The following is a 26,817-nucleotide window of genomic DNA, read 5'->3' on the forward strand; positions in this document are numbered from 1 at the left end:
ATTCTGATGAATTAGCAAACATATTAACTATAAAAATAGAGTCACTTCGGTGGCTCTATTTTTTTGACCACTCCCTAATGCTCTTGACCTCATCTTGGTTGATATTCAAAGACTCTAAAAACTCTTGGTGAGCGGTTGGCTCCATCTTCTCAAACTGCTTATGCCAGTTTTTCATGTCCTCTTCGTCGAACCCGGCGTTCTCCATCACCCGCACCCAGCGCTCTTTTGTCAGTATCTTCTGTTCTAGCAACTCTGGTTGTTCCAATAACATCACAATTGCTTTCTGCTGTTGGCGAAGGTTCTGAATCTCCTTTTCTAAAGCGTTGAACTGGTTCACTAGTGTCTGCTCTTGTTTCACATCGTCCTTGCGATCGATTAGTGCGGCAATTTCTTGGATGGACAGGCCAAAGGATCGGTAAGAGATGATACTCTCTAAACGAGTCTGTTCTTTGTCGCCATACCAACGATAACCGTTGTCTGAGCGGCTATGAGGCAGAAGCAACCCTGCTCGCTCATAGTACAAAATGGTGGTGCGAGATATGTTATATGCCTTGGCAATTTGAGTGACGGTGAGCATTTCTACCTCATTGGTTGCGAGAGCGTGAACTAAACAGGCATGTTTGATTGATAGCCGAGTATTCTAATCGCGTCATACAAAGGTGTATAGGTTATGAGTTTTGATTCGGCAATTTGAATAACCGATTTATATCTGCACTTTGGTTATGGGGGTGCGACGTTTGTCGTATTTAAGATCAGGTTGAAATCAGGCGTGAACGAGCGGTTGTTGGGGTTTTACAATGTAAATCGAAGCGGCCGGATCTTGCGTGAGAACTGAAAGATCAACTTACTCAATGGCGTGTGATGTCAAAAAATGAAATAGAAAAGTGGCTATTTTTTGAACTTGGCGCTCACTTTTGTTATTAGCTCGGTGAATTGTGGAACCGAATTGGACATGATGTGTCAATTGTCAGTAACCACTAAAGACCTATAGGACAAAGGTATGCCTGATCTCTATTGCAAAGGATGTAAAAAAACAACACTACATAAGTCTATAATGAAACGTTGTGAATCAGAGCCCGAGACAGCCTCTGGCCGTATGATGCAATGGACCTCAAAGCTATTTAGTGGCAACTTATATTATGATATGGAAACGCAGCACTTTTGCCGAACGTGTAATTGCCGTTGCGAAACAGGAAGTACTGTACCCCAAGTTGGTTTAGCTTAACTTATAGTAAGTGCTTGCTAACTTAGATCGATAAACCTCCGCTTTAGGAGGTTTTTGCGTTTCTATGCGGCTTTGAGTGCTAGCTCAGCGTCAATGGCGTCGCCATCAATCTTCACATCCCAACCATAGCTTGAGTACTCATTTGCTAGTGCCTGAGCCACATCTTTTGATACCGTTACGTGTGTCCATGAACCAATACCGTAAGGCTTATATGCGAGTTCTTGTGTTTTCATAATAGAGTCATCCTTTCTCTTTGATAATTCTATTATTCACTTTGCCATATATCCTTTCTTTCGTTTCTGGCTCAACTTATTTGTTTATCGGGTCATTCCTATAATAATTTGTTAATAACCAGGGTTTGATTTATAAGGCGTGTTATCGGTTTGTATTGATTTATATTTGATATGAATGTCACTTGTGCGTTTAGTTTTTAAATGTGTGAGCGGGGTTTTCTTCGATTGCTCTAGGTATGGAATATACTGAGCAGAATTTAGAATGTTTAAGGAATGTTATGTCTCAGCATCAACTTGATCGTATCGATAAAGAGATACTAAGAATTCTGCACATGAAAGGGCGTTTACCCGTGGTTGAGTTGGCCAAGCAGGTCAACCTAACCACGTCTCCTTGCTCTGATAGACTCAAGCGATTGGAAAAAGAGGGCTACATAACGGGTTACCATGCTGAGCTGTGCTCAGAGAAGTTGGGACTCGATGTTCAAGTCTTCATTCATATTCGTCTTGACCAAACCAGTTTTTCAATCTTTGATAAGTTTGCTCAAGCCGTGGAAATGATGCCCGAAGTAGAAGAGTGCTATTCACTATCGGGAGACTTCGACACCATGATTAAGGTTCGAGTGAAAGACATGAAGGCGTACCAAGCATTTATGGCCACTAAGTTGGGTACCTTACCTGGTGTGATTCAGACACGTAGTGAAGTGGTGATTGAAGAGCATAAGAAGGGCTTTGGTGTTAACCCTGAGTTATTGGCAACCTTAAAATAGGGCTGGCTTTTACTTCAATCATGCTTGTCTAGATATAAAAAATGGAAGCTGATGAGCTTCCATTTTTTGTGACTGCCAGAAAGGACAATCAGATAAGCGCAGTCATAGGCGCTTTACAGTGTAATCGCCGCTGAAATAAGACCAATAACACCGCCGAATACACCGCCCCAGACGACCAACCAGCCAAGGTGTTTCTTGATCATGGTCTGAACCATCTCTTTCACCAGTTTAGGTGTCAGTTCATTCAAACGTTGATCAATGATAGCTTCGATGTTCTCTTTGATTTCATCCATCATTGCTGGCGATTCCAGCTCTTCCTTGATGGCATTCTTCACTGAATCGCTCTTGCTGATTTCAATCACAGATTCTTGCATCTTCTCCACAAATGGCGCTTTCATAGGCTCTAGTGCTTCTGTGCCACCAAACATTGCCAACATGCCACCAAACTGTGAATTCTCGATAACGTTTACTAACGAGTCGAATGCTGGATTAAAGTCGATCTTCTGAATTACAGGCTCTAGATTGAGCGACTTTCCTGTCATCTCGCTGCTTAGGAAACGGTCGATGTTACTTTCAGTAAAGAACTGTTCCATCATGAGTTGCTTGATGGCAGCCTTGAACTCTTCAAAGCGTGCTGGAATAACGCCAGAACCGTATAGACCGGGTACTTTCTCGAACAACATGTGAATCGCAAGCCAGTTGGTGATGGCACCAGAAAATGCGAATAGACCTGCATAAAGCAAATATTGGTTTGCTGTCGCATAGCCGCCAGCAAGCAGTGCTAACGCAATAACGTTAGTTAAGACACTTTTGTTCATGGTTAATCTCTAGAAAGAATATTGCGCGCATTTTAAGAAAAAAACGCCAAGAAAAAAACAAAAGGATCGATGAAGTTTATTGGACAGGTAGTAAAGAGGGCCAAATAACAGGCATAAAAAAGGCTAGCCTCCCCCCGAAGTCTAGCCTTATTCCAGAACGCGCAAGCGAGGCGTCTTTGGTATTAATGTCATTATATAATTACGACATAACATTCTGCCACGTGTAATTTACCGCTAATTAACAAATTGGTGTGAATCACGCCGCACTTTTAAAATAGCACAAAAATTAAGTGCTCGTAGCTTGCTCAAGATCATCGGCAATGAAGCCACCTGTTTGGTGATTCCATAGTTGTGCATAGATGCCATTTTGATTAACTAGCTCTTGGTGCGTGCCTTCTTCTACGATATTGCCTGCATCAAGCACGATCAGGCGGTCCATCGCAGCAATGGTCGACAGGCGGTGTGCAATCGCGATAACCGTTTTGCCTTCCATTAGCTCAATCAAGCTCTCTTGAATGGCCGCTTCTACCTCAGAATCGAGTGCAGAAGTTGCTTCATCGAGAACAAGTAACGGAGCATTTTTCAGAAGAACACGTGATATAGCGACGCGTTGACGCTGACCACCAGATAGCTTAACGCCACGTTCACCTACTTGAGCATCGTAGCCCACGTTGCCAAACGGGTCGGTTAGAGTTTCGATAAACTCATGTGCGTGAGCCTGTTTGGTGGCTGCGTAAACTTCTTCATCTGATGCTTCAGGTCGACCGTAAAGAATGTTGTCTTTGATCGAACGATGCAATAGTGAAGTATCTTGGGTCACCATACCGATGTTGCTGCGTAGCGAATCTTGCGTCACTGTTGAGATCTCTTGACCGTCAATCAGGATGCGACCACTCTCTACATCGTGGAAACGCAGCAGTAAGTTCACTAGGGTAGACTTACCCGCACCTGAACGGCCCACTAAGCCCACTTTTTCACCCGGCTTAATGTTGAGGTTAAGGTTGTTGATCACGCCCTTATTCTCACCGTAGTTAAAGCTCACGTTGTCGAAATGGATACCACCTTGTGGAACGTCCAAAGGCTTTGCGTCTTTCTTGTCTTCGATAGCGATGGGCTTAGACAGGGTTTTAATACCATCAATCACAGTGCCTAGGTTTTCAAACAGACCACCGATTTCCCACATGATCCATTTCGACATGCCGTTAATACGCAGAGCCAAACTGACCGCAATCGCGATCGCACCCACGGTGATTGCGTTATCTAACCATAAGTAGATAGAGATACCTGCAATGCTGAACACCAACAGATAGTTAGCGAATTCAACGCAGATATTGAAGCCAGTAACTAAGCGCATTTGACGATGTACCGTATCTAAGAAACCTTCCATGCCTTCTTCGGCGTATTCAGTTTCTCTTTTACTGTGTGAGAACAGTTTCACGGTTGCGATATTGGTGTAGCTATCAACAATACGACCTGTCATCAATGAGCGCGCATCCGCTTGCTCTGAAGAAACGTCTTTTAGCTTTGGTACAAAGTGCAGTTGGATTCCGATGTAAACGAATAGCCAAATCAGCATCGGAGCCATTAAGCGCCAATCTGATTCAGCCAGCATGAACAGCATCGCGGTGAAGTAAACCGTCACGTAGACAAACACATCAACCATCTTGGTCACAGTTTCACGTACTGCGAGCGATGTTTGCATTACTTTGGTGGCGACGCGGCCAGCAAAATCATCTTGATAGAATGACAAGCTCTGCTTCAAAAGATAGCGGTGCGCTAACCAACGAATCGACATTGGGTAGTTGCCCAGCAAAGTTTGGTGAAGCAAAAGCGAGTAAACACTGATCAAGATTGGCATCACGACCAACAGCAGCACACCAAGACCCATAAGAGTGGACTGGTTATCTGCTAAGAAGGTTTCTGGGTTACTGGTTGATAGCCAATCAACCAGTTGACCCATGTAACCGAACAGCGCGACTTCGATGATCGCGATGGTCATGCTCATTAGGCCGAGCAAGATTAACGGCTTTTCAAAACCACGAGTGTAATGGCGGCAAAATGCCAGTATTCCAGTAGGAGGTTGTATCGGCTCTCCCTTTGGAAAGGCTTCAGTAAAGCCTTCAAATTTTTTGTACATAGATTTCCCTTTATAAACGAATGCATCTATTAGCAACTGCATCGTCTGTGTAGCTTTGTTTTTATAGGTTTGATTTGAAATTTTACAGTCTTAGTTTGAAATTATATAAGTGCCAATTCGTTCTTATAAGCATTAAGTCATTCGATGGATTTTGGTTTAAGCGATGCCGCAGGAAAGGTCCAAAGAGTGTCTTTCATGACGCCTATTTTAGAGTGAATCGGACAGGAAAAGTTAAGCTTATTTCAAACGTAATTGATTGTTATGCAACGGTGATAATCCTAACGCTAAATGGATTAAATTGTAACCTAAACCCGCAGCAAGCTAGAGAATGAAACTCGGATATTTATTCAACAAATTCTGTATCTAATATGCAAACAGTTGGTTCTTTCTGATGTGCTGTTATCTTGCAGTAAAATTTACCGAATAAACTGAGTTTTGCAGTAATTGTTTGGGATAAATATTCAAATCATTATTCTTTTCAGTGAATCTTATCGTAACAAGTTGTTTACAATTCTGAGGTAAATAAAAGATAGGGACGGTTGAGATGTTAAACCTACACAAAAAATCACTTCACATTACTAATGTTCAAAACGCCAATTGCGTTGTTATGGTGCCGCCAAAAGAATTTAAATTTAATGAAGAAACGGCACAAGATAATGAGTTTCAGCACAGAGTTAATCTGACTGAAGCTGAGGTAAAATTAGAAACCATGGCCGAATTTAAGGCGATGGTCGCTTCGTTGCGTAAAGAAGGTGTGCAAGTTGTAGAGTTTGACTACCCAGAACTTGGTGTGGAAACCCCAGATGCGGTATTCCCTAACAACTGGTTCAGCACCTGTGGTGACGGAAGCTTATTTACGTTCCCTATGGCGTGTGAAAACCGCCAAAATGAAGTGAAGCCAAGTGCCCTTATTGAAGCGCTTGAAGCATCTGGTCGCATTGTTAACCACAGCGAGTCTCTAGAGTCTTACATCGCTCAAGGTTCTTACCTAGAGAGCACTGGCGTGATGGTGATCGACCATATCAATAAGACCATTTACGCAGCGCTTTCTCAGCGTTGTGACCGTGAAGTGTTAGAAGACTATGCGAAGCGTATTGGTTACTCTCGCGTGGTTTCATTCCAAACCGCACTGCCGTCTGGTCAGCCGATTTACCACACCAATGTGATGATGGCGATTGGTGATAATTTCTGCGTGATCTGTGATGAAGTGATCCCAGAGTTTGAGCGCCGTTTTGTAGTGAAGTCGCTTGCTAAAGATAAGCAGGTTATCTCTATCTCAATTGATCAGATGAACCGATTCTGTGGCAACATCCTACAACTTGAAACCGTAAATGGTGACAAGGTGATTGCCATGTCTCAGTCGGCTTACGATGCGTTTTCTCCAGCTCAATTAGCTCAGCTTTCTACACACGGCAAGTTGCTACCATTTAACGTGAAAACGATTGAAGACATTGGTGGTGGTTCGGTGCGATGCATGTTGGGGGAGGTGTTCTTACCAACGCGAGTGAACCGTCTGTAACAAGCACTCACTTCCAGTAATGAACTTTTGAATACCACTCGATCGCAGAGTGGTATTTTTGTTTTTATCCATCACAAATAAGAGAACAAGAGCTCGATACAGGAGTAAACGCGTAAAAGCTAACTGAAATAAGCTATGAAGCGTTCTTAAAAGCCCTGTGTTCGATGAACTGAGTTGAGAGTGCGACTACTTCCTTAGAGTACACAAGCGCGGTGTGGTTTAGGTTGAGCGCGCAGGTGTCTGTTGCGCCTCGCAGGTTGGCATCTTCAAGCGTAACGGTACCATCCCCCGGGTTTCTGCCCAATACAATGCGGCCTACACCAGCGTCGTAGGTGCCGGTGATGACACCAATTGGCACATCAATATCGTAGTCACCCAGGCCATCGCTTAAGATCATCTTGCTTGAACCAAAGATAAATCCGAGGCCATGATTCGACAGCGTTTTAGCGATAGTCGCGCCATTGTGTGGAGTCCCCGCGGTAATGATGCAGGTGTCGGCAAAGTCGGGCTGGTAGAACTTAAAGTAGTGGCGAATCAGCAAGCCACCGAGCGAGTGACCAAAGAAGTAGACCTCATCGTGTTCATCAAAGCGTGCATTCACGAAGCGGTTGAGGCGTTTAGCGGCAGAAGGGAAGCGCAGTGAGTTGTAAGCAAACTTGTGAGTTGTAAAGCCGCGTTTTTTGAAGTTTCTATCCAGATATTGCATGATCAACGCAGGCATATATAGACCATGAATTAAAACTATATGTTTGTTTTTATTATTCATTTTTGCCCTCCGTCTGATGGTGTCTCCAGTATATTTAGTCGCAAATCTAAACTCAATAAAACTTGCAGCTAATGGGACACAACAGGCAGAGTATTCACTGTAGAAAGAATGTGCGTTATAGATAAAGAATGAGTTATTCCGATCTCACTCCACCATACACATCAATGGTTAAGCCACCTTGTTTGGCATAAGTGTTCGGCGTTAAGCCAATAGTTTTCTTAAGGTAACGAATCAGGTGTGGCTGGTCGCTAAATCCAAACTGGTAGGCGACGTCTATCCAATCAATGTCTTCAAAATTTCGTTTATACAAGTATTCGAGCATCGCCTCGAGGTTGTTCATCGATTGACACTGTTTCAACGTTAATCCGGTAACCTTGTTGAAGCTTCTCTCCAAGGTGCGTTGCGAGCAAAACAGTTTGTCGCCGAGCTCTGCAATTGGTGTTGTACCAAGTACTTCTAACACCTTGCGGGTGATTTCGCTGTGTCTGTCTATTTTACCTGTCGATAACCAAGGTAGCAGCAATTCATCCAATTGGTGGCAACAATCTTCAAAGTCGGTTTGAGCGAGCTTGATTAGTGATGCTGCACCGGTGTTTGGATTGTTTAGCAGATCTGCAAGGTCGATGGTGTTGACGCGATCTAAGCTTGGATGCGGGCAGTCAGGGATAGTTAGCGAGTACAAAGATCCAACGTGGAACTTGATACCTAAGTGGATAAACGGCTTCGAGTGATCCAGCTCGATGGCTTTATGGTGTGGCAGCAGTAAATGACAGCCAACGCCTTGATCGACCTGTTGCTCTATCGTGTAGTGATAAGGCTGGCCGTTTGGAGATAGAATCAAATGCGCTGAAGGATCAGGGTTGAGCTTAGGAAATTGATGAGTTTGGGCGTCGGGCTTCTTCTCGATCAGCCAGTAGCAATCAATGAACTGAGCGACTTCAGGGGATTTTGGAGACTGTAACCAATTGATCATTAGACCTTCTATTTCAGATGACTGCCACCCACAACTATATGTGTATATCGCTGCAGGTGACAGTTTTTATCTGTATCTACTCTCAGAACTTAGTATTGATGTTTGGTAATCCGAATCTAGGTTAATCCGTTTCCTTTAACTCACTAAAATCGAATTGTAGGATTCGGTTTTTCGATGACAAACCTGCACGAGCGATCGCTTTCTGCGCGCCGATGTTGCTGCTTTCTGTTGAACACATCGCTTCCAAACCTTGGCTGTTGGCGTGCTGTGTTAGAAAGTTTAGGATGCGTGTTGCTAAGCCTTTTCCTCGTTCTGCTTGCGCGACAATCATACCCAAGTCAGCAAACTGCGTCTGATGCTCGTCAAACTTGCGGCACTCTCCAGTAGCGAGAATACGGTCATTTTCCCAGTAGCCCCACAGCTCTTGCCGAGCAATCAAGTTGCAGTAGTAACCAGTTAGCCACTCTTTAGGTGCCCCAATCGCTGATGAAGTAAATTCCACTAATTGCTCTAGTTGTTCTTCCGTCGCGAGAGTCATCTCGATGTCTTCAATACGACCCGAATTACGACTAGAGTTAGCTTCTTGGTCTTGGCGATACATCAATGAATTCACCTTAAATGAACCGGTGTTATCCATGCATAGTGATAAGTATTGCGGCTCTGCCGTGCTCACGAATGCGCCTTTCACCTCATCAATCACAGAGCTGTTGTTCTCCACGATTAAGGTGAATAAGTCTTCGCTATTGGTGTTGCCGGTTGATGCTAGATAGAACTGAAGTAAGTAGCCTTCACCATTCAACACGCAGTAGCCCACAAGTATGTTGTTTTCGTAAAAGCCGTAATGGTCTGACATTGGCACAAAGCCGAAGTGCCACATCCCATCGAGTGGGGCTGTTGAATCAGCAAAGTAAGCCGTTTTAAGTTCGCTTAAGTCGTTAAGTGTTGTGATTTTTTTTATGTCTAACATCGCGTTAATTCCTGTTGTTTCAATAGCAGCAAGTGTAGGCGAGTGCTTTAGGCAGGTATTGAACAAAAACGACAACTTTTTCTGGATCAAAAAAGGAGCTCATAAATGAGCCCCATTGGTTGGAATATGTACGAATTACTATTTCAAACTAGCGACAGGAAGCGAAGATATCTTGGTTCTCTCGGTATTCTTTGGTTTGCACGTCCATCAAGCCGAGTAAAGAGTCGAACAGGTTGTCTTGCGAGAAACTCTGCTCTTTACCTGCCTTTCTCAAGCAGGTTTGGTTTATTCCTTTCTGTTCGGCAAAGCCATCAGACATCCACATGATCATAGGAACGTGGGTTTGCTCTTTCGGTGCCAATGAATAAGGCATGCCGTGCAAGTAGACGCCGTTTTCCCCTAAAGATTCACCGTGGTCGGAAATATACATCAGCGCAACGTTGTACTTATCAGTAAGTTTCTCTAGCTTCTGAATAGCCTCTGATAGAAAGAAATCCGTGTACAGAATGGTATTGTCGTAGGTGTTAACCACTTCTGCTTTGGTGCAGTTTTCAATATCTGCACGAGCGCAGTCTGGCGTGAATTTCTTATGTTCATCTGGGTAACGCTCAAAGTACGTTGGGCCGTGAGAACCCGAAATATGATAGAAAATGATGCTATCTTGCTTAAGATCTTGAGTATCTTGTTCAAAGTTCTCTAGCATCGCCGTGTCGTAACACACATCTTTATTACACAATGGGTCGCTGTCTTTGGCGACGAGCGTCAACTCTTTGATTTTGTGTGCGACCGCCTTGTCTCCACCATCGTGTTCTCGCCAGATAGAGTGAATTCCCGCGCGATTCATAATATCGACCACGTTGTCTTGGTTGTAGGCTTTGTCTCGGTCGTAGTTGCTTCGATTCATGTTCGAGAACATACACGGCACGGAAACCGCGGTGGCTGTTCCGCACGACTGAACATCAGAGAAAAATATCGGGTTGTAAGGCTTAGTGTGAGCGTTGGTTTCTCTCTCATAGCCATAATACTGGTAGTTATACACGCGAGCAGTCTCGCCAAGTACAAACACCAATAAGGTCGGCTTGCTTGCCGTTTTCGCTTGTGGTTTGAGTTGAGCATCTAAGCCCAGTTCTTGATATGGGATGGGTTGTTTGATGTAGGTGTTATTGATGTATTTCACCGTTGATGCCACATACTCGGTCGGAATGATCATCTTTTTGATGTGCGAGTTATTGCGGCCAAACGATACGTAATCTTTGTAGAAAAGCCCGGCAATAATCGCAATGACGATCAAAGAAGAAAGTAAGCCAATCGATTTCCAGACAAAGAAATCCTTCCAAGACTCTTTATCAAGTTTGGTAAATAACAGGATGAATGACGGAATACCACCCATAGCAAGTAGCCATAAGATCGAGTGACCACTGATATAGCTTGCTGCTTCACCGCTATTGGTCTCAAACACATTCTCTATCATGCCGTAGTCGACGAATATACCGTAATTAAACATGCTGTAACTGACTAAGGTTGACGTGATCAGCAATAAGATGAAAAACGGCTTAGAGAAGATAGGCCAGTTGAAAACTTGGAAGATGAAATTAAAGGCAGCAAGGAAAAAGATAGGAATGGAGATAAGAAAGGCAATGCTTTCAGACTTCGATGCTTGAACAATACTAAACAGTTCTTGGGAGAGCGGTAGGTTGATGACAAGCAGGTAATACACGGCCAACACAAAAGGCAGCTTGTTTATCGACATGTTTAAGTTTGGTAGATTCATAGGTCTTGTTTTCCCGCGTCTCTTATCCCTTCATTTTAGCCTCGCTACCAAGAAAGCTCTAATATTAACGTATACAGTTCAAATAGATGATGGTGAGCGATAAACCGGCTAAAGTGAAATGACGCGATAGGGTGTGTATAAACAAAAAATTCACTTTACTGAGTGACCTTCATGACAAGGTGGAACAGCAAAGTGAATTAGTATGTTCAGCTTATTCTACATGGTTCAATCACATTAGAAGTTGTATGAACCACCGAAGCTAATGCTGTTGAATGCCAGTGTGTTATCGCTTTTATACGAACCGAAGTCGTTCTCTACGCTGACAGCATCTGCTTGCGAGATTAGGCGTAGTGTTAGGTGTTCGATTGGCGTGTATTCAACACCAACACCAAAGTGGAAACCGGTACCGCTATCGTCATCATACATAGCAGCACTATTCGCATGTAGATCAACAGAGCTTAAACCAGCCAATACGAATGGGCGGATTGTATTGTCGAATGTGTAACCTAGGTTTGCTGATACAGAAATAGACGTCGGCGACAGCTTTTGGCCAGCATTTTTGTAGTCTGCGTAATCCGTGTAACCTAGCTCTACACCAACGATACGGTTGAACTGGTAACCGCCGTACAGGTTGTAGCCCATGCCATCTGAATCTAGGCTAGGAGCACCATCCGTATCTGAGTCTTGATAGATGCTAAGTCCGCCACCAATGTAAGCGCCGCCGTCAGTACCTGCTGCTAATGCTGGAAGAGAAACCGCGCTGATTAAGCCCAGTGCTAATGCTGATTTCGCTAATTTGTTCATCGTTCTTACTCACTCTTTAATGTCATGCCGGTATCAATTTTTGTTTTGCGGTCTTTCGACCGTTGGTGAGTATTATTCCGTAGTCTTATACCTATTACTGTATGGCTTTGTAAGCTAAATCGTTACATAGTAGAAAACGTACCCATCAGATTGCGTAGTGAGTTAGGCTGCCAAAAACAAGGAATACACATGCTAATGAGGCAAAAGACAGGCTTGGTGGTTGTGGACGTTCAGGGCAAGCTTGCACGCCTTGTTGATGAGAGCGAGGTTCTGATTACTAACTGTGAAAGGTTGATCGAAGGCGCACAGGTATTGGGTCTACCAACGATTAGTTTGGAGCAGAACCCAGAGAAGTTGGGGCCGACAGTTAGCGAACTAAATGGCTTATTGAACGATATTAAGCCGATACCTAAATTCACGTTCAACGCGTGCGACGAACCTAAATTTGTTGAGGCGGTGCAACAAGCTAAGGATGTAGAGACTTGGTTAGTGTGTGGCATTGAGGCTCATATTTGTGTCTATCAAACCGCAATGGGGCTGTTGGACCTTGGCTATAAGGTTGAAGTCGTTAGCGACTGTATTAGTTCTAGAACGGTGCTCAACAAGGACCTGGCTATTTGCCGAATGCGGGAAGCAGGCGTCCAAATCACAGGGCTGGAAATGAGTTTATACGAACTAGTGAAAGATTGCCGCGAACCAGAATTCAAGTCCATTCTATCTTTGATTCGTTAACTTTCCCCTATGAAGAGGTCTATTTGAATAATCTAATCGTATTTACCGGTGGGCCGGGATCTGGCAAAACCTCGGTCATCGACGCGTTGAAAAATCAGGGTTATCGTTGTGCACCAGAAGTCGGCCGTAAAGTGATTCAACAACAAGTCGAGCAACAAGGGAGTGCTTTGCCTTGGTCAGATAAAGTGGCCTTTCGTGATGAGATGGTGCGAGAAGAATTAGCCAATTATCAGGCGTTTCAGGCGAGTAACCTGCCCGTTTTCTTTGATAGATGCATTGTCGATTCATACGGCTACAGCCTGTTAGAAGCACTGCCTATTCCAGATTCCTTGTTAGATCTCTGCAATGAACTTGAATACAGCACCACGGTGTTTATTTTCCCACCTTGGGAGGCGATTTTCGTCAATGACCAAGAGCGTAAACAGGATTTTGAAGAGGCTGTCGTTACCCATGAAAAGATGGTGGAAGCTTATACCCGATTTGGTTATCAGCTGGTGGAAGTGCCGAAGAGCTCTGTTGAAGAACGAGTTGAGTTCATTTTAAATTCCATTAACTCAGATGAGTGATTTCAGGAAACATCCAAACTAAAAAAGCCCAACAGTATCAACTCGATTGAGTGATTAATGCGGGGCTTTTCTATCTAGATTCAATTTTTACTGACCTGTGGGAAGCTTAGTCTCGGTAACGTTTAATCACCGAGAGGTTGTCGGTCGCCGCCACCTCGGTAGGAGTCTAAAGCAACCTTCAAGCGGCGTAGTTTGTCGCGAGATCGATTCTTATGATTGACTGCTATCCCCATAGAAAGCACATCCACTAAGGCTAACATTGCGTAGCGAGACGCCGACGGTTTGTAGATGAAGTCTGTTTCCATATGCTTGATAGGTAACAATATGTCGGCAATCTTTGCCAGCGGTGTATCTTGTGGGGTAATTGCAATGATCTTAAGGCCATACTGCTTGGCCAGTTCTGCCGTTTCAGTGATTACTGGCGTAAAACCGGTTGCTGAGATCATCACCATCACATCATTGGCATCTGCTGTAGCGGCAACCATACGTGACATCAATCCATCGTTATAAGAGACCACCGGGTAGCCCAGTCGGAACAGTCGATGTTGCAGCTCTTGAGAAGCGATGGTCGAGCCACCACCCATGCCGATAGCAATGATCTGTCTGGCGTTATGCAGCCAGCTGACAGCGGTTTCAACGTCTTGCTCTTTGAACAAGGTGCGGTTGATGTCTAGGCTCTGCTTGATCGATTCGTAGATACCTTGATAACCCGTTTGGTCAACAGGTTCGAGAATAAAACGCTGGCCGACTGTCAGTGTTTGAGCAAGCTTTATCTTCATATCACGTACGTTGCTGCAGCCGATAGCCTTAGCAAAACGCGTAATGGTGGCTTCACTCACTTGAGCACTTTCAGCAAGCTCTGTGATGCTGGCATTGGCAGCAAAATCAATGTCGTCCATGATCAGCTTAGCCACTTTCTTCTCTGCATCACGAAGAGCGGGAAAACGCTCTGTTATCTGTGAAATGATATCTACTTCTAAACTCAAGAATCCTGATCCTTTGTTGATGGGGCTAACCGTTATGGCTTAGTTTTTAATAACCTAACTCGTAATAACCTAGCTATTTAGCATTAAGCCATTGAGCACTAACCTATATAAAACTCAGCCTTAGCCCCGTTAGTATATCTGATTGCTTCGCTGATTCTAGCTTATCGAAAAATCGAACTAGAAGCAGGTTTCTACCCAGTGGGTCACCTGATGTTCGTCATCGCTGATGGCAATGTAGCGCCATTTGTCGAAGGTTAAACACGGGTGCGAGGTTGAGAACGCAATCATGTCGCCCACTTCAATCTCTGAAGAACCGTCCGTTTCCACAAAAGTATGTTGATCCATCACGGCTGTAGCCGTTAACCCTTTTACAGGGATAGATTCGCCGTTGCGATAACCACGTTCTGCAATCGGTAAACCCGCATCAAAGGCCACATCACGCTTGCCTAGCCCAACCACTAGCTTGGTAGGCTCTGGGCGAGAGATTACATATGCCCACACCTCAAGCGCCGATTCTAAATCACCACCCAATTCACACGCATAGCCTTGATTAACTTGGGCGCGTTGCAACACCTTGCTTTGGGCATCTAGGTAGATCCCAGTATCGTGAATGGCGTAACAACCAGGACGGATGATTGCCAAGTAATTGGTTAGGTTCGCCAAACATTCCGCAACCACGTCATACCAAGCGGAACCTGCACCTGTGATAATCGGTTGCCCTGCAATCAGTCCATCTGATGTGAGGCTTTCGACAGATGCTAGTGCCTGATTTAAGAAGGTACGAATATCTTGCTCTGCGTTATCACCGTGAATTACCCCCTCATACACCTCAATTCCTGCTAGCGAAAGAGATGGTGAGTTCTGGATGGTTTGAGCCAGTTCTAGAACCTCTTGCGGTGAACGACAACCACAACGACCACCCGGAACACCAAACTCGATTAGAACTTTTAGCGTTTGCTTTTTGTTGGAGAAATATTGGCTGAGTTGCTGCACGTTGACTGATGAATCCACGCAACAATAGAAATCGACATCAAACTCGCGAATAAGTTGTTCGATGATCGCCATGTTGGTTTTACCCACCAATTGATTGGCCATAATGATTCGTTTTGCCCTAGCCATCGCCGCAATTTCTGCTTGTGCTGGTGTCGCGACAGTAATTCCCCAAGCGCCATTTTCTAACTGTTGGCGGAAAAAGTCAGGAGTCATCGATGTTTTGCCGTGTGGTGATAATTTCACCTGATGGTGCTCGGCGAATGATTGCATCCAATTTAGGTTATTGGTTAATGCCGATTGTTTGATAACCGCAACAGGAAGCGAGATATCTTCATCAACCAGTCGATAAACATCGTTCTCAGGTTGTGACATTGCTCTCCCTTTTTGGCCTTTTTCAGTCAAGATAAAACCTTCTTTTTGATACTTTCTAACATTTTCTTGTTCAGGGGTATGTTTCATTGTTGATTCCTAACACGATTTAAGTTGTTGTTATTTAATGTTTAAATATATCTGCAATCTGTTTTCTGATAGAAACTATCACACAAATTAAAATATTCTGTGTGTTTTGTCACTGAAAATAATCGGCTGGATTCTTAATATAGCTCCATCAACACAGTGGATTGAGAGAGTGAAAAATGTTGTTCGATACGATAATCAAAAATGTAGAGGTGTTTGACGGCACCGGCGAACAATCGTTTTGTGCCGATGTAGCAATCCGCGATGGAAAAATCGCCGAAATTGGTCAGATCGATCACGAAGATTGTGGCCAATTGGTTGAGGGAGCAGGCTTAGCATTGGCTCCTGGATTTATCGATGTACATACACATGACGATACCAACGTAATTCGTTACCCAGACTGCCTACCTAAGATCAGCCAAGGTGTCACAACCGTAATTGTTGGCAACTGCGGTATCAGTGCATCGCCAACGGTTTTGGCTGGCGACCCGCCTGATCCTATGAACCTTTTAGGCGCACAGGCTGATTTTAAATACCCAACCTTTGCGGCGTATGCACAAGCGGTAGAGCAAGCTCAACCCGCAGTAAACGTAGCAGCGTTAGTGGGTCACACCACACTGCGTAACCAAGTGATGGACGATCTGCAACGCACTGCAAGCGAAGAAGAAATCGCAGAGATGCAAACCAACCTTGATTTAGCGATGGAGCAAGGCGCATTAGGTTTGAGCTCTGGCCTGGCTTACGCAAGTGCGAAACAAGCGAACGCCAACGAAGTGATGCAGTTAGCCAAAGTGCTGTCTAGCCATGGCGGCATCTATACCACGCATATGCGTACCGAATTTGAAGAGATCTTAAGCGCGATGGAAGAAGCGTTTGAGACAGGACAATACGCGAAAGTTCCAGTGGTTATCTCCCACCTTAAATGTGCAGGTGCGGGCAACTGGGGAAGAACGGTTGAAGTACTCGACTTAATGGACAAGGTTTCTGAGCATCAAGATGTGTCCTGCGACTGCTACCCATATTCAGCGAGTTCTTCGACATTAGACTTGAAACAAGTGACCGACGATTTCGACATCTTCATTACTTGGTCTGAAGCAAAACCAGAACATGCAGGCAAAACGCTGAAGCAAATTGCTGATGAAATGAACCTACCCTTGATGGATGCAGCAAAAGCGCTTCAACCTGCGGGTGCGGTTTACCACTGCATGGATGAGAACGACGTAAAGCGCGTATTGAAATATAAACTGACTATGGTTGGTTCAGACGGTTTACCTAATGACCCGCATCCACACCCAAGGTTGTGGGGCACTTTCCCGAAAGTGTTAGGTCACTACTGCCGAGATGAAAAACTGTTCTCGTTGCCAGAAGCGATTCACAAAATGACCGGAATGTCCGCTCAGCGTTACAACTTAGCGGGCCGAGGTGAAGTTCGCTGTGGTGCTTTTGCTGATTTAGTTTTATTTGATCCAAAGAATATTAAAGATACAGCAACATTTGAAAATCCTATTTCAGTTGCTGCGGGAATAGAAAGCGTATTTGTAAATGGTGAGTTAACTTACCAGCAAGGAAAAGTAAAAGATAATCGTTCAGGCGTTTTTATTTACCGAAACTAAAGTTTAATTATCAAATTAAATTTACGGTAAATATAAAAATGACGAATTAATTTAAATATGTTGGAACAGAACCAATATTATCTATAAAGAAGTGGAGTTAAAAAATGACTATTAAACGTTACGGTGTTGAAGGCGGTACAGGTACAGGCGGACAACATTTACCATTTGCACGCGCAACTGAAGCGGGTGGTTTCCTGTACGTTTCTGGCCAGACACCGATGACAGATGGTGAAGTGGTTGAGGGTGGCATTGTTGACCAGTCTCGCCTAGCGATCCAAAACTGTGTCGATATCATGACTGAAGCGGGCTACGGCCTAGAAGACGTAGTACACGTAAAGGTTGTGCTAACGGATTCTCGTTACTTCCAATCTTTTAATAAGGTATTCAAAGAGTTCTTCGGTGCTAACCCACCAGCTCGTATTTGCATGGTCTGTGACCTAGTCGTAGACGTGAAAGTTGAAGTAGATGTGACTTGCTACCGCGCTGATCGCGTTTAGTTATAACCTAATCACAATAACCTACTTAGAGAGTATTAGAGGGTAGTCATCCCTGTTATTATCTTTTAATACTCTCACCCTACATTTATAAAAATTACTTTAATTAAAATATACAAAACAAATAAAGTAATTATATGAAATATAAAATGAATGAATCATAAATAAAAGTTCAGGAATGAGCTTAATATTTCACTGAGAGGTGTCAAATGAACAGCACACTTTTTCTTACAGGCTTCGGCGTGTACGTATTATTTTTAATTTGGTTAGGCTGGTTTGTCTCGCGTAACCAAAAATCTGGCGAAGATTTCTTATTGGGCGGTCGCGGCCTGCCATTATTCTTAGTACTCGGTACAACCGTTGCGACGATGGTCGGTACGGGTTCAAGTATGGGTGCGGTAGGTTTCGGCTACGCGAATGGCTGGGCTGGCGCTCTGTACGGCATTGGTGGTGCGATAGGCATCCTATTGCTAGCCCTTTGGTTTGCTCCGGTTCGTAAACTGAACTTCATGACCATGAGTGAAGAGCTAGCTTACTATGTAGGCGCTAACCGAATCGTTAAAAACGTGGTTGGTCTGCTTATCTTTATCGCGTCAATCGGTTGGTTGGGTGCGCACATTCTAGGCGGTGGCATGTACCTAGCGTGGATTGCTGACATCGACCTTAACCTTGCGAAAATCATTATTGCTGCGGCATTCACTATTTACGTAGTGATCGGTGGTTACACAGCGGTTGTGTGGACCGATACTATCCAAGCTATCATCCTTTTTGCTGGCTTCATCCTAATGGCGGTCATGTCTGTAGACCACATCGGTGGCATGGATAACCTTTACGCTGCGATGGACCCTGCTGCTACGAGCTTTTTAGCAATCGATAAACTGGGTCTTCTGCCTGCGGTTTCTTTGGCTGTGGTTATCGGCGTGGGTGTACTTGCAACGCCTTCATTCCGCCAACGTATCTATTCAGGCAAAGACGTTAAAACCATTCGTCGTTCTTTCGTTGCATCGGGTGTGTTGTACCTTTTCTTCTCAATCATCCCTGCAATCATTGGTATGGCTGCGCACGCAATCGACCCATCATTGGATAACCCGAACTACTCATTCCCTTACGTAGCTGCAACGGTTCTTCCGGTTGGCGTTGGCATGATTGTTCTTATCGCCGGTCTTTCTGCAACGATGTCGAGTGCAAGCTCTGATGCGATTGCGGGCGTGTCTATCCTACTGCGTGACGTTTACGTGATGTTCACAGGCCGTGTACCAAACAAAGAGTCGATGCTGAACTACTCTCGCTTAGCTCTGGTTGTGGTGATTGGTTTTGCATTGCTGTTCGCCCTTACGTCAAACGACATCATTGGCTACATCACTAAGATGATTTCAACGGTAATGTCGGGCATGTTCGTGTGCGGTATGTTGGGTAAATTCTGGAAACGCTACAACTGGCAAGGTGCGCTTGCGACGCTAGCGGGTGCTTCTGTGGCTTCATTCGTAGTAATGCTAAACGCTGACTACACAGCATTCTGGGGCAACCCTGTGATTCCTTCATGTCTGTTTGCTCTAGCAGCAGGTGTCGCAGTGAGCCTATGTACTCCGGCTAACCAAGTAACACCAGAAATGGCAAAAGCGATTCTTGATGATGAGCGCGCTCTGATGGAGATGGAAATGTCTGAATCAGGTGTACTTGAAGAAGAAGCGGCACCACAACGTCCTGCAAATCAAACAAGCTAAACCTAGTCTCCACAACTGGTTTGCTTAATTCAGGCCCTGCTTAGCAGTAGGGCCTTTTCTAAAGTTAATTACCTCTATTTTTAGGAGCGGCTATGTCGGCATCTTCTCTCTTCAATATTGCTTTCTTTGGCGAATGTATGGTCGAAATCAGCGGCTCTCCATTAACCAAAAAGTTTGGCGGTGACACGCTAAATACCGCACTTTACCTTTCTCGCTTAACTCAAAATAAAGACCTATCAGTGCATTACGCGACAGGTCTTGGTGGCGATGAACTGTCTCAAAATATGATTGATAGCTGGCAGTTAGAAGGTATTCAAACCAATTTCGTAGAGCGCATCCCAAACAAGCTGCCCGGCTTGTACATGGTCGAAACCGACGAGACTGGTGAACGACACTTTCACTACTGGCGTAACGACGCGGCAGTCAAATCTTATTTCCAAGCGAATGATCTGAATAAGCTTGAAATCGCGCTGACAGAGAAACAAGTTGATGCGGTTTATATCAGCGGTATTAGTATCGCGATTCTGGATAACGCTTCTCGTGAGCGCTTGCTTAAAGCTATTAGCGTTTTCTCAAACCAAGGCGGTAAGGTGATTTTTGATAATAACTATCGCCCACAGCTTTGGACAACCGAACAAGCACAACATTGGTATGCCAAGCTACTGCCGTTGGTGGATATCGCATTGATTACCGAAGACGATGACCTGCTTGTATGGGGGAGCTCAGAGAGCGTTCAACAACGCTGCCTTCGTTTGGGTTGCCAAGAGATCGTCATCAAACGTGGCTGCGAACCATGCAAGGTTGTTCAAGTTGACCAGGGCAACATTGTTGAGAATTATGTCTCAGCGGCTCGTGTTTCTAACGTGGTCGACACCTGCGCTGCTGGCGATTCATTTGCAGCGGGCTATTTAGCCGCGCGCTTCACTGGCGAGAGTGCTACCGAAGCCGCTGAACTCGGCCACCAACTGGCTTCAATCGTTATTCAATACTCAGGCGCGATCATCCCTATGAGCGCTATGAGCCAACTGATTAAAAAATAAAATAAAAAGCGGAATTATTATGTCTCAAGAAATGATCAACACACTTAAGCAATTTAAAGTTATCCCTGTTATTCAAATCAACAAGGTAGAACACGCGATTCCACTAGCAAAAGTGTTAGTAGAAAATGGCCTGCCAGTTGCTGAGGTGACTTTCCGTACTGAAGCGGCAGCGGATTCAATTCATGCGATGCGTGACGCCTACCCAGAGATGTGTATCGGTGCAGGCACAGTACTGACACCAGAACAGATCGACCTTGCAAAAGAAGCGGGCAGTGAGTTTATCGTAGCGCCGGGCCTAAACCCAAACACGGTTAAGCGTTGCCAAGAGATCGGTATGCCAATCGTTCCTGGCGTAAACAACCCAAGCCAAGTAGAGCAAGCGCTTGAGCTTGGTCTTAATTTCTTGAAGTTCTTCCCAGCGGAAGCCTCTGGTGGCATCAACATGGTGAAATCTTTGCTAGCGCCTTACGTTGATGTGTCACTAATGCCTACAGGTGGTATCGGCAAGCATAACGTGAATGATTACTTAGCGGTGGATCGCGTGGTGTGTTGTGGTGGCACGTGGATGGTTTCTCCGAAGATGATTGAGAACGAGCAGTGGGATGAGATCGCAGTGTTGGTTCGTGAAGCCGTTGAATTGGTGAAATAGCTAAATTAAGCATTTATTAAAATAAATAATAGCTACTGAATATGAGCAGTAGCTATAAATACACTTTATACAATCAAAATAATTAATAAGAAATCAAAAGGTAGTCTCCGAATTTACACTTTTCTGCATATATCAATGTGCGGTGGGTTTTTATAATCATAATATCGGTGAACTATGAAAAAATTACTTCCATTAACACTACTAGCATTATTACCAATGACCTCAACTGCCGGGGGTTATGTCGATTTAAGGGCAGAGTATCGAAGTACGACAGATCAGTATCGAAGTCGTTTTATTGTTGGTCACCATTTTGATAATGGGTATGGTTTAGAAACACTGACGAATGTTCGACATGCAGCGGGAGCGTATGACGAAACGAAGGTGATTAATACCGAGTTTACCCATTATTACACCTATGCCATCAATGACAGTTTTATGCTGAACCCTGGCGTAGTGATGAATTTTCAAGGCTCAAATACCTTCTTGATGCCTTATCTAAAGCTTAATTACAACTTTGACAATGGGCTCTTTGTACATGGCCGTTATCGTTATGACTTTTCGACCGAAGCTTTAGTGAATGACTATGGCGATGAAGAGACAGCAAAGCGAAACCGTTATGATATTTGGACGGGATACAATACAGATAAATACATGATTTCGTATGCCTTTACGTATTTTGACCAGATTACGCATCATACGACAGAGCTTGCAACCGGCGATCTAAATGCCCGCGAGCATACCGTCAAAGCAGTTTACAAATGGAAACCAACAGTGAGGCCATACGCTGAAGTAGTTGATGCGGATACGGTGCAATCAGAAAACGATAAAACGGATTGGCGTTTCCGAGTTGGTGTTAATTTCTCATTCTAAAACAACATAGCCTAGTTATTTTTGTGAATAGGCTCTGATAAATAAAATACAATGAAAGTTATATAGGAAAATTAATAATGAAAAAAACTATATTGTCACTATTGATATCCGGTTCAGTAGTTTCTCCAATGGCTTTAGCAATGGCTCCAAATACAGACTTGAATTTAATGCCTTATCCACAAACTGTGGAATTAAAATCTGGCCAAGTGAAAGTAGATGGTAATTTTAAAGTTTATATCAAAGGCTTTAACTCTGACCGTGTCGAATATACAGCGAAACGCTTTATTGATCGCCTTGAGCGTCAGACGGGTGTGCCGATTCTAAATTGGCAGGGTGATAGCGCGGATGAAGCGAACCTGATCATTGATATCGATGCGGCGCCAAAGTCTGAAGTACAGAACATCGATTCTGTTGAGTCCTACAAAATTACCACTCAGGGTGATCAAATCACGCTGAGCTCACCAAGCCCATACGGCACAATTCACGGCATTGAAACCCTTTTACAGCTCGTCGAAACGACAGCGACTGGCTACCATATTCCTGCCGTAACAATTGTCGATGAGCCTCGTTTCCGTTGGCGTGGTGTCTCTTATGATACCTCGCGTCATTTCATTGAATTCGATGTGCTGATTCGTCAGTTAGATGCGATGGCATCGGCGAAGATGAACGTTTTTCATTGGCACTTCTGGGACGACCAAGGTATCCGTATTCAAACGGAATCTTGGCCGCGTCTATGGTCAGAAACCGCTGATGGTAATTACTACACCAAAGACCAAGTTCGTTACCTAGTTGAGTATGCACGTAACCTTGGTATTCGTGTGATTCCTGAAGTTTCTCTGCCGGGTCACTCTTCTGCAGTGGCGCACGCTTACCCACGCTTGATGTCGGGTGGTGAAGGTCAAAGCTACGAACAAGAACGTGGCTGGGGTGTATTTGAGCCATTGATGGACCCACTTAACCCAGAGCTCTATGAAATGCTGGGCGACGTGTTCGACGAAGTGACAGAACTATTCCCAGATGAGTATTTCCACATTGGTGGAGATGAGCCGAACTATGCGCAGTGGAAAAACAGCGAAAAGCACCAACAGTTCATCGAAGAGAACAATATCGATGGCGAGCGCGGTTTGCAGTCTTACCTCAACGTAAAAGTTGAAAAGATGCTGGAAGAACGCGGCAAGAAGATGACCGGTTGGGATGAGATTTGGCATAAAGATCTGCCAACTTCTATCGTGATTCAAAGCTGGCAAGGACACGACAGTATTGGTCGTGCGGCAAAAGAAGGTTACCCAGGTATTCTTTCTACGGGTTACTACTTAGATCAGCCTCAGCCAACCAGCTACCATTACCGCAATGATCCAATGCCAAGTGGTATCACGGTTGACGATAAGCTGCACAGTGGTGAGAAGTTTGTGACTTACCAATGGCAAAAGCCTCGCTCTAAAGGCAGCCCACGTAAGGGAACACTGACTATCATTGAAGCGAAAGACGGTACTTTCCGCGCGTTCAGTGATTACAACGGTAAGTCTCGTGAAGAGATCTACATCCTTGATTATGTGCCGGGTAAAACCTTTGTCGGCCACTTCGATAACTTCATGTCGTACACCGAGTTCAATCTGAACCTAAATCCAAATGGGTTTGCGGAAGGCAGCTATCAGTTAATTGGTAACGTGCGCTGGCCAACCACAGGTGAAGTGATTGCGAGCAGCGATGTAGAAGGCAGCGTGATTCCTGAACCGAATGGTGGTTACCCTGCGGAATTAACAGATAAAGAAAAAGAGCTTATCTTGGGCGGCGAGATCACCATGTGGCTAGAGAACAAAGACAGCCTCACGGTTGAAAACTACCTATGGCCTCGTAGCTACGCGATTGCAGAACGTTTCTGGTCGGATGCAGAACTGACGGACGAACGCAGCATGTACAAGCGAATGAAAGCGATGGATACATGGTCTGAAGTGTCTGTTGGACTTCGTCATCATGCGGATGCCGACATGCTGTTAAAACGTATTGCGAAAGGTCAAGATATTCACGACCTGCGCGTGCTTGCGAAGTACACCGAACCAGCACAGTACTACGCACGTAACTGGGAGAAGTGGAACTCAACAGAGCCTAAAGGCACTTTGTACAGTCAATATGAGCGCCTAAACCGCTTTGTTGATGCTCTGCCGGTAGAAAGCTACGCGGTGTATGAGATGCAAGATTTGGTCAATGAAGTAGCGACAGGCAATCAACAGGCATTGGAGCAACTTGCTGAGCATTATCAGCAAGCAAAATCGGCTGCACTAGTGGCTAAAACTGTCTTTGCTGGCAACGTATCTTCGGTAGAGACTGTGGTGGTTGCAGAGAAAACCGTTGAAGTCGCAGATTTAGCGTTAACCTTGATTGCTAAAGCGCAAGCAGGCGAAAAGGTGAGAGAAGCAGACGTGAATGCTTACCAAGCGATACTGTCTGACTCAGCGAAAATCTACGACGAATCGATTATCGCGATTGTTCGCCCTACAGAGTTATTGTTGAAGCAGTTGGCTGAGTAAGCCGTTAACTGATTAGCTAACAAGTCATACGCTAAAAAGTGAATCAAAACCGCCCCTGTGGGCGGTTTTTAGTTTTAGCATCTCAATTGGATGTGAATTCTAAGCTCTATGTAAGTGACTACTTACTATCAATGTTCTGTAGCGTTAATGAGAATGTCATGCCTTGGTCTGGGTTGTTCTTTGCTATCAAGGTGCCTTGCATATCCCGTACATTGTTGGCTGTAATCGCTAGCCCTAACCCCAAGCCTTCGCCCATTTTTTTGTTGGTGTGGAAGGGTTCGAAAATGGTTTCGAGTTGGTCTTCGGATACGCCACAACCGTTATCTTGCACCTTGATGATCACACGTTGTTGTTCGGTATGAGCGCTGATAACAATGGTCGCTGGCGTCTGATTTTCCGTGGCATCGATGGCATTTCTTAAGAGATTACCAAGTACCTGTCTTAGCCGCGCTTCTTCTCCCATTATCATCGAAATATTAGAGGCGACACGCACGCGGATATCGACGCTTTCTAATTGTGCTTGGTGAATACGCAGGGTTTCTTGCAGTGCGTCTGTTAGTGAAACTGGGTAAGGTTTTTCTAGTCTTTGGAAGGCGAACGACTTCAACTGGCTGGTCATGTTAGCCATTCTGTCGATGAGGGTCATTACCAAGTCCATGTTCGCTTTCAACATCTTAGTCTCGCCTCTCTCCATCAGTAACTGGTTACTTGAAAGCAGGGTTTTTAGGCCAGTAAGAGGCTGATTAAGCTCGTGAGTAATCGCACTCGACATGCGACCTAGTGCGGCAAGCTTGCTTGATTCGACCAACTCTTGCTGTGCATCTTTGAGGTCTTGTGTTCGCTCTTCTACTCGTAGTTGCAGCGTTTTATTGGCTTCCTGAACTGCGATCTCCGCTTTCTTACGTTTACTGATATCAATCACGGTACACAAGTAATAGGTCGTGGCATGCCAAGGAAAGGCACTAATAGAGAACAACACCGGGAAGTAGCTGCCATCGCTGCGTCTTGCCATGGTTTCGACGCTGGTGATCTCGGCTAGCTCCTGATGTTGTTCCAAGTTCTTTAGCAACTGCAAAGTGGTTGAGTTCGGGTTACCGGCCTCAAAAAGCTGCCATGCCTTGATATTATTAATCATCGAATCGGATAGGCAGAAGTAGTTCTTCGCCATCAGATTAATGTCGTGGATGTGACCGTGTTTATCGATCAGCACAAGTCCAACGTGGGTCTTGTTGATCATTCCGGACAACCGTTTTTCAGACTCTTCAATCAGCTTTTGGATTCGTAGGTTGCTGAGTTTCTTCTGGCGTCTTTGGTAGAGAATGACCAGCAATAGCATGATGAAAAGACAGCCTACCGCGACGCTCCAGCTGATCCAGTTAGTGGTTTGATTGAGGCTAGTTAATGGGGTGAGGTAGGTTAAACGCCAATTGAGGTCGTCTAACTTGATCGACTGAATTAGATAGTCTTTACCTTGCAGTCGCCACACGCGAATGTGGGTTTGGTCATACAACTCGCGCTTTGTCGCTGTCGGCTGAGAATTGAAGGTGTCATTGAACCAATCGGCACTTAGCTTGTTGTCACTGGAGAGAAAGAACTGATCTCGAGGGTTTTGGAACAATATCGCTTCACCATCGGCAAACCATTGATCGGTTAACAATGACAAATCGATTTGTACTGCGACAATGCCAACCACATCTGACGCTCGATAAACGGGTGCGGCTATGAAGTAATCGGGCGTCACGCCTTTGTTTTTTGTCACCACTGAAATCGCACCACCTTGCTGGTGGATTTTAGAAACAATCGTGCTGGCGTTTTTATTGCTCAGTTTGCTTCTTTCGACACTCGATACCAACAAGTCCCCTTCGCCAGAAAGCAGATACCAACCCTTGGTATTAGCGGCTTTATCCAATTGAATCAGCTGTTTCTTGATGCGTTTTTCAAGGCTGTCTTCACCATCGATATAACGCACCGTGGTTTCATCATTGGTTACCAGATAGGGCAGATAATAGAAACGCTTCAGGGTTCGCCTTGCCTCAGCAATGTAACCAAGGAAGCGCTGTTCGGCATAGCGTTGGGCTTGTTCAAGCTTCCACTGGCTGATGCCATTCTTGGTGGTGACCTGAACCAAACCAATCAATAAACAGGCACACAGGAATAACCAATATCGATTGTTGTTAATCATACTT

At 44.7% G+C, this 26,817-nt stretch carries 23 protein-coding genes; 11 read left to right on the plus strand and 12 right to left on the minus strand.

All coding sequences use genetic code 11. The features are described 5' to 3' along the window. Window positions 1-55: 55 nt before the first annotated feature. Together OCV56_RS22105 and OCV56_RS22115 are read right to left on the minus strand one after the other, a co-directional pair. Entirely contained in the window at window positions 56-577 is a 522-nt protein-coding gene (locus OCV56_RS22105) for a MerR family transcriptional regulator (protein ID WP_086714670.1), read from the minus strand. Between the two features lie 710 nt (window positions 578-1,287). Further along, on the minus strand, window positions 1,288-1,458 hold the full coding sequence (locus tag OCV56_RS22115) for a hypothetical protein (RefSeq protein ID WP_086714671.1): 171 nt from the start codon (window positions 1,456-1,458) through the stop codon (window positions 1,288-1,290). 278 nt (window positions 1,459-1,736) lie between these two features. On the opposite strand from OCV56_RS22115, the gene OCV56_RS22120 reads away from it, so the two are divergent. Next, window positions 1,737-2,225 carry an Lrp/AsnC family transcriptional regulator gene (locus OCV56_RS22120; RefSeq protein ID WP_004732526.1) on the plus strand — a complete coding sequence of 163 codons (489 nt, stop codon included), beginning with the start codon at window positions 1,737-1,739 and terminating at the stop codon, window positions 2,223-2,225. Between the two features lie 113 nt (window positions 2,226-2,338). Here OCV56_RS22120 and OCV56_RS22125 read toward each other — a convergent pair whose 3' ends face one another. Together OCV56_RS22125 and OCV56_RS22130 are read right to left on the minus strand one after the other, a co-directional pair. Beyond that, window positions 2,339-3,043 (minus strand): DUF445 family protein, encoded by a 705-nt coding sequence (locus OCV56_RS22125; RefSeq protein WP_086714672.1) that lies wholly within the window; start codon window positions 3,041-3,043, stop codon window positions 2,339-2,341. A 286-nt stretch (window positions 3,044-3,329) separates the two neighbouring features. Further along, complete coding sequence (locus tag OCV56_RS22130; RefSeq protein ID WP_086714673.1) at window positions 3,330-5,180, minus strand: ABC transporter ATP-binding protein; 1,851 nt, start codon at window positions 5,178-5,180, stop codon at window positions 3,330-3,332. Between the two features lie 544 nt (window positions 5,181-5,724). Here OCV56_RS22130 and OCV56_RS22135 point away from each other — a divergent pair. After that, window positions 5,725-6,699 carry an arginine deiminase-related protein gene (locus OCV56_RS22135; RefSeq protein WP_086714674.1) on the plus strand — a complete coding sequence of 325 codons (975 nt, stop codon included), beginning with the start codon at window positions 5,725-5,727 and terminating at the stop codon, window positions 6,697-6,699. Window positions 6,700-6,832: 133 nt separating this feature from the next. On the opposite strand, the gene OCV56_RS22140 is transcribed toward OCV56_RS22135, so the two are convergent. The 5 genes from OCV56_RS22140 to OCV56_RS22160 all read right to left on the minus strand — a co-directional run bounded on the left by OCV56_RS22140 (window position 6,833) and on the right by OCV56_RS22160 (window position 11,980). Next, a complete protein-coding gene (locus tag OCV56_RS22140; protein ID WP_086714675.1) occupies window positions 6,833-7,465 on the minus strand; it encodes an esterase/lipase family protein in 633 nt (210 codons plus the stop codon). 133 nt (window positions 7,466-7,598) lie between these two features. After that, the gene (locus tag OCV56_RS22145; protein ID WP_086714676.1) at window positions 7,599-8,438 is read right to left on the minus strand and encodes a helix-turn-helix domain-containing protein; all 840 of its coding nucleotides are present in this window, start codon (window positions 8,436-8,438) and stop codon (window positions 7,599-7,601) included. 121 nt (window positions 8,439-8,559) lie between these two features. Continuing rightward, window positions 8,560-9,405 carry a GNAT family N-acetyltransferase gene (locus OCV56_RS22150; RefSeq protein ID WP_086714677.1) on the minus strand — a complete coding sequence of 282 codons (846 nt, stop codon included), beginning with the start codon at window positions 9,403-9,405 and terminating at the stop codon, window positions 8,560-8,562. Between the two features lie 148 nt (window positions 9,406-9,553). After that, window positions 9,554-11,176: a phosphoethanolamine transferase gene (locus tag OCV56_RS22155; protein WP_086714678.1), complete on the minus strand. Its 1,623-nt coding sequence runs from the start codon at window positions 11,174-11,176 to the stop codon at window positions 9,554-9,556. A 234-nt stretch (window positions 11,177-11,410) separates the two neighbouring features. After that, the gene (locus OCV56_RS22160; RefSeq protein ID WP_086714679.1) at window positions 11,411-11,980 is read right to left on the minus strand and encodes a porin family protein; all 570 of its coding nucleotides are present in this window, start codon (window positions 11,978-11,980) and stop codon (window positions 11,411-11,413) included. Window positions 11,981-12,169: 189 nt separating this feature from the next. Here OCV56_RS22160 and OCV56_RS22165 point away from each other — a divergent pair, with 189 nt between their 5' ends. After that, window positions 12,170-12,712 carry a hydrolase gene (locus tag OCV56_RS22165; protein WP_086714680.1) on the plus strand — a complete coding sequence of 181 codons (543 nt, stop codon included), beginning with the start codon at window positions 12,170-12,172 and terminating at the stop codon, window positions 12,710-12,712. A gap of 23 nt (window positions 12,713-12,735) precedes the next feature. Further along, window positions 12,736-13,278, plus strand: coding sequence for an AAA family ATPase (locus OCV56_RS22170; protein ID WP_086714681.1), 543 nt, complete (start codon window positions 12,736-12,738; stop codon window positions 13,276-13,278). Window positions 13,279-13,400: 122 nt separating this feature from the next. Here OCV56_RS22170 and OCV56_RS22175 read toward each other — a convergent pair whose 3' ends face one another. Both OCV56_RS22175 and OCV56_RS22180 read right to left on the minus strand, forming a co-directional pair. Beyond that, window positions 13,401-14,264, minus strand: coding sequence for a MurR/RpiR family transcriptional regulator (locus tag OCV56_RS22175; RefSeq protein WP_017062019.1), 864 nt, complete (start codon window positions 14,262-14,264; stop codon window positions 13,401-13,403). Between the two features lie 177 nt (window positions 14,265-14,441). After that, window positions 14,442-15,716 (minus strand): amino acid deaminase, encoded by a 1,275-nt coding sequence (locus OCV56_RS22180; RefSeq protein WP_086714682.1) that lies wholly within the window; start codon window positions 15,714-15,716, stop codon window positions 14,442-14,444. Window positions 15,717-15,892: 176 nt separating this feature from the next. Here OCV56_RS22180 and OCV56_RS22185 point away from each other — a divergent pair, with 176 nt between their 5' ends. The 7 genes from OCV56_RS22185 (at window position 15,893) to OCV56_RS22215 (ending at window position 24,631) form a co-directional block, all read left to right on the plus strand. Further along, window positions 15,893-17,326: an N-acyl-D-amino-acid deacylase family protein gene (locus tag OCV56_RS22185; RefSeq protein WP_086714683.1), complete on the plus strand. Its 1,434-nt coding sequence runs from the start codon at window positions 15,893-15,895 to the stop codon at window positions 17,324-17,326. Between the two features lie 104 nt (window positions 17,327-17,430). Then, the gene (locus OCV56_RS22190) at window positions 17,431-17,823 is read left to right on the plus strand and encodes a RidA family protein (RefSeq protein ID WP_061016111.1); all 393 of its coding nucleotides are present in this window, start codon (window positions 17,431-17,433) and stop codon (window positions 17,821-17,823) included. 206 nt (window positions 17,824-18,029) lie between these two features. Next, window positions 18,030-19,544 (plus strand): sodium:solute symporter family protein, encoded by a 1,515-nt coding sequence (locus OCV56_RS22195; protein ID WP_086714684.1) that lies wholly within the window; start codon window positions 18,030-18,032, stop codon window positions 19,542-19,544. A 92-nt stretch (window positions 19,545-19,636) separates the two neighbouring features. After that, window positions 19,637-20,584, plus strand: a complete 948-nt coding sequence (locus OCV56_RS22200; RefSeq protein ID WP_086714685.1) for a sugar kinase — start codon at window positions 19,637-19,639, stop codon at window positions 20,582-20,584. A 19-nt stretch (window positions 20,585-20,603) separates the two neighbouring features. Next, entirely contained in the window at window positions 20,604-21,233 is a 630-nt protein-coding gene (locus OCV56_RS22205) for a bifunctional 4-hydroxy-2-oxoglutarate aldolase/2-dehydro-3-deoxy-phosphogluconate aldolase (RefSeq protein ID WP_086714686.1), read from the plus strand. Between the two features lie 174 nt (window positions 21,234-21,407). Continuing rightward, window positions 21,408-22,103 (plus strand): oligogalacturonate-specific porin KdgM family protein, encoded by a 696-nt coding sequence (locus tag OCV56_RS22210; RefSeq protein ID WP_086714687.1) that lies wholly within the window; start codon window positions 21,408-21,410, stop codon window positions 22,101-22,103. 77 nt (window positions 22,104-22,180) lie between these two features. Next, a complete protein-coding gene (locus tag OCV56_RS22215) occupies window positions 22,181-24,631 on the plus strand; it encodes a family 20 glycosylhydrolase (protein ID WP_086714688.1) in 2,451 nt (816 codons plus the stop codon). Window positions 24,632-24,749: 118 nt separating this feature from the next. Here OCV56_RS22215 and OCV56_RS22220 read toward each other — a convergent pair whose 3' ends face one another. Beyond that, on the minus strand, window positions 24,750-26,813 hold the full coding sequence (locus OCV56_RS22220) for an ATP-binding protein (RefSeq protein WP_086714689.1): 2,064 nt from the start codon (window positions 26,811-26,813) through the stop codon (window positions 24,750-24,752). Between the last annotated feature and the right edge of the window lie 4 nt (window positions 26,814-26,817).

It is taken from the genome of Vibrio gigantis (genome assembly GCF_024347515.1).
GTDB classification, from domain to species: Bacteria; Pseudomonadota; Gammaproteobacteria; order Enterobacterales; family Vibrionaceae; genus Vibrio; species Vibrio gigantis.

Coding starts and splice junctions, on each gene's coding strand:
- OCV56_RS22205 (WP_086714686.1), top strand. CDS start 20,604: ATGTCTCAAGAAATGATCAACACACTTAAGCAATTTAAAGTTATCCCT.
- OCV56_RS22215 (WP_086714688.1), top strand. CDS start 22,181: ATGAAAAAAACTATATTGTCACTATTGATATCCGGTTCAGTAGTTTCT.
- OCV56_RS22180 (WP_086714682.1), bottom strand. CDS start 15,716: ATGAAACATACCCCTGAACAAGAAAATGTTAGAAAGTATCAAAAAGAA.
- OCV56_RS22135 (WP_086714674.1), top strand. CDS start 5,725: ATGTTAAACCTACACAAAAAATCACTTCACATTACTAATGTTCAAAAC.
- OCV56_RS22200 (WP_086714685.1), top strand. CDS start 19,637: ATGTCGGCATCTTCTCTCTTCAATATTGCTTTCTTTGGCGAATGTATG.
- OCV56_RS22160 (WP_086714679.1), bottom strand. CDS start 11,980: ATGAACAAATTAGCGAAATCAGCATTAGCACTGGGCTTAATCAGCGCG.
- OCV56_RS22140 (WP_086714675.1), bottom strand. CDS start 7,465: ATGAATAATAAAAACAAACATATAGTTTTAATTCATGGTCTATATATG.
- OCV56_RS22190 (WP_061016111.1), top strand. CDS start 17,431: ATGACTATTAAACGTTACGGTGTTGAAGGCGGTACAGGTACAGGCGGA.
- OCV56_RS22145 (WP_086714676.1), bottom strand. CDS start 8,438: ATGATCAATTGGTTACAGTCTCCAAAATCCCCTGAAGTCGCTCAGTTC.
- OCV56_RS22195 (WP_086714684.1), top strand. CDS start 18,030: ATGAACAGCACACTTTTTCTTACAGGCTTCGGCGTGTACGTATTATTT.
- OCV56_RS22125 (WP_086714672.1), bottom strand. CDS start 3,043: ATGAACAAAAGTGTCTTAACTAACGTTATTGCGTTAGCACTGCTTGCT.
- OCV56_RS22165 (WP_086714680.1), top strand. CDS start 12,170: ATGCTAATGAGGCAAAAGACAGGCTTGGTGGTTGTGGACGTTCAGGGC.
- OCV56_RS22155 (WP_086714678.1), bottom strand. CDS start 11,176: ATGAATCTACCAAACTTAAACATGTCGATAAACAAGCTGCCTTTTGTG.
- OCV56_RS22105 (WP_086714670.1), bottom strand. CDS start 577: ATGCTCACCGTCACTCAAATTGCCAAGGCATATAACATATCTCGCACC.
- OCV56_RS22210 (WP_086714687.1), top strand. CDS start 21,408: ATGAAAAAATTACTTCCATTAACACTACTAGCATTATTACCAATGACC.
- OCV56_RS22150 (WP_086714677.1), bottom strand. CDS start 9,405: ATGTTAGACATAAAAAAAATCACAACACTTAACGACTTAAGCGAACTT.
- OCV56_RS22115 (WP_086714671.1), bottom strand. CDS start 1,458: ATGAAAACACAAGAACTCGCATATAAGCCTTACGGTATTGGTTCATGG.
- OCV56_RS22185 (WP_086714683.1), top strand. CDS start 15,893: ATGTTGTTCGATACGATAATCAAAAATGTAGAGGTGTTTGACGGCACC.
- OCV56_RS22220 (WP_086714689.1), bottom strand. CDS start 26,813: ATGATTAACAACAATCGATATTGGTTATTCCTGTGTGCCTGTTTATTG.
- OCV56_RS22120 (WP_004732526.1), top strand. CDS start 1,737: ATGTCTCAGCATCAACTTGATCGTATCGATAAAGAGATACTAAGAATT.
- OCV56_RS22130 (WP_086714673.1), bottom strand. CDS start 5,180: ATGTACAAAAAATTTGAAGGCTTTACTGAAGCCTTTCCAAAGGGAGAG.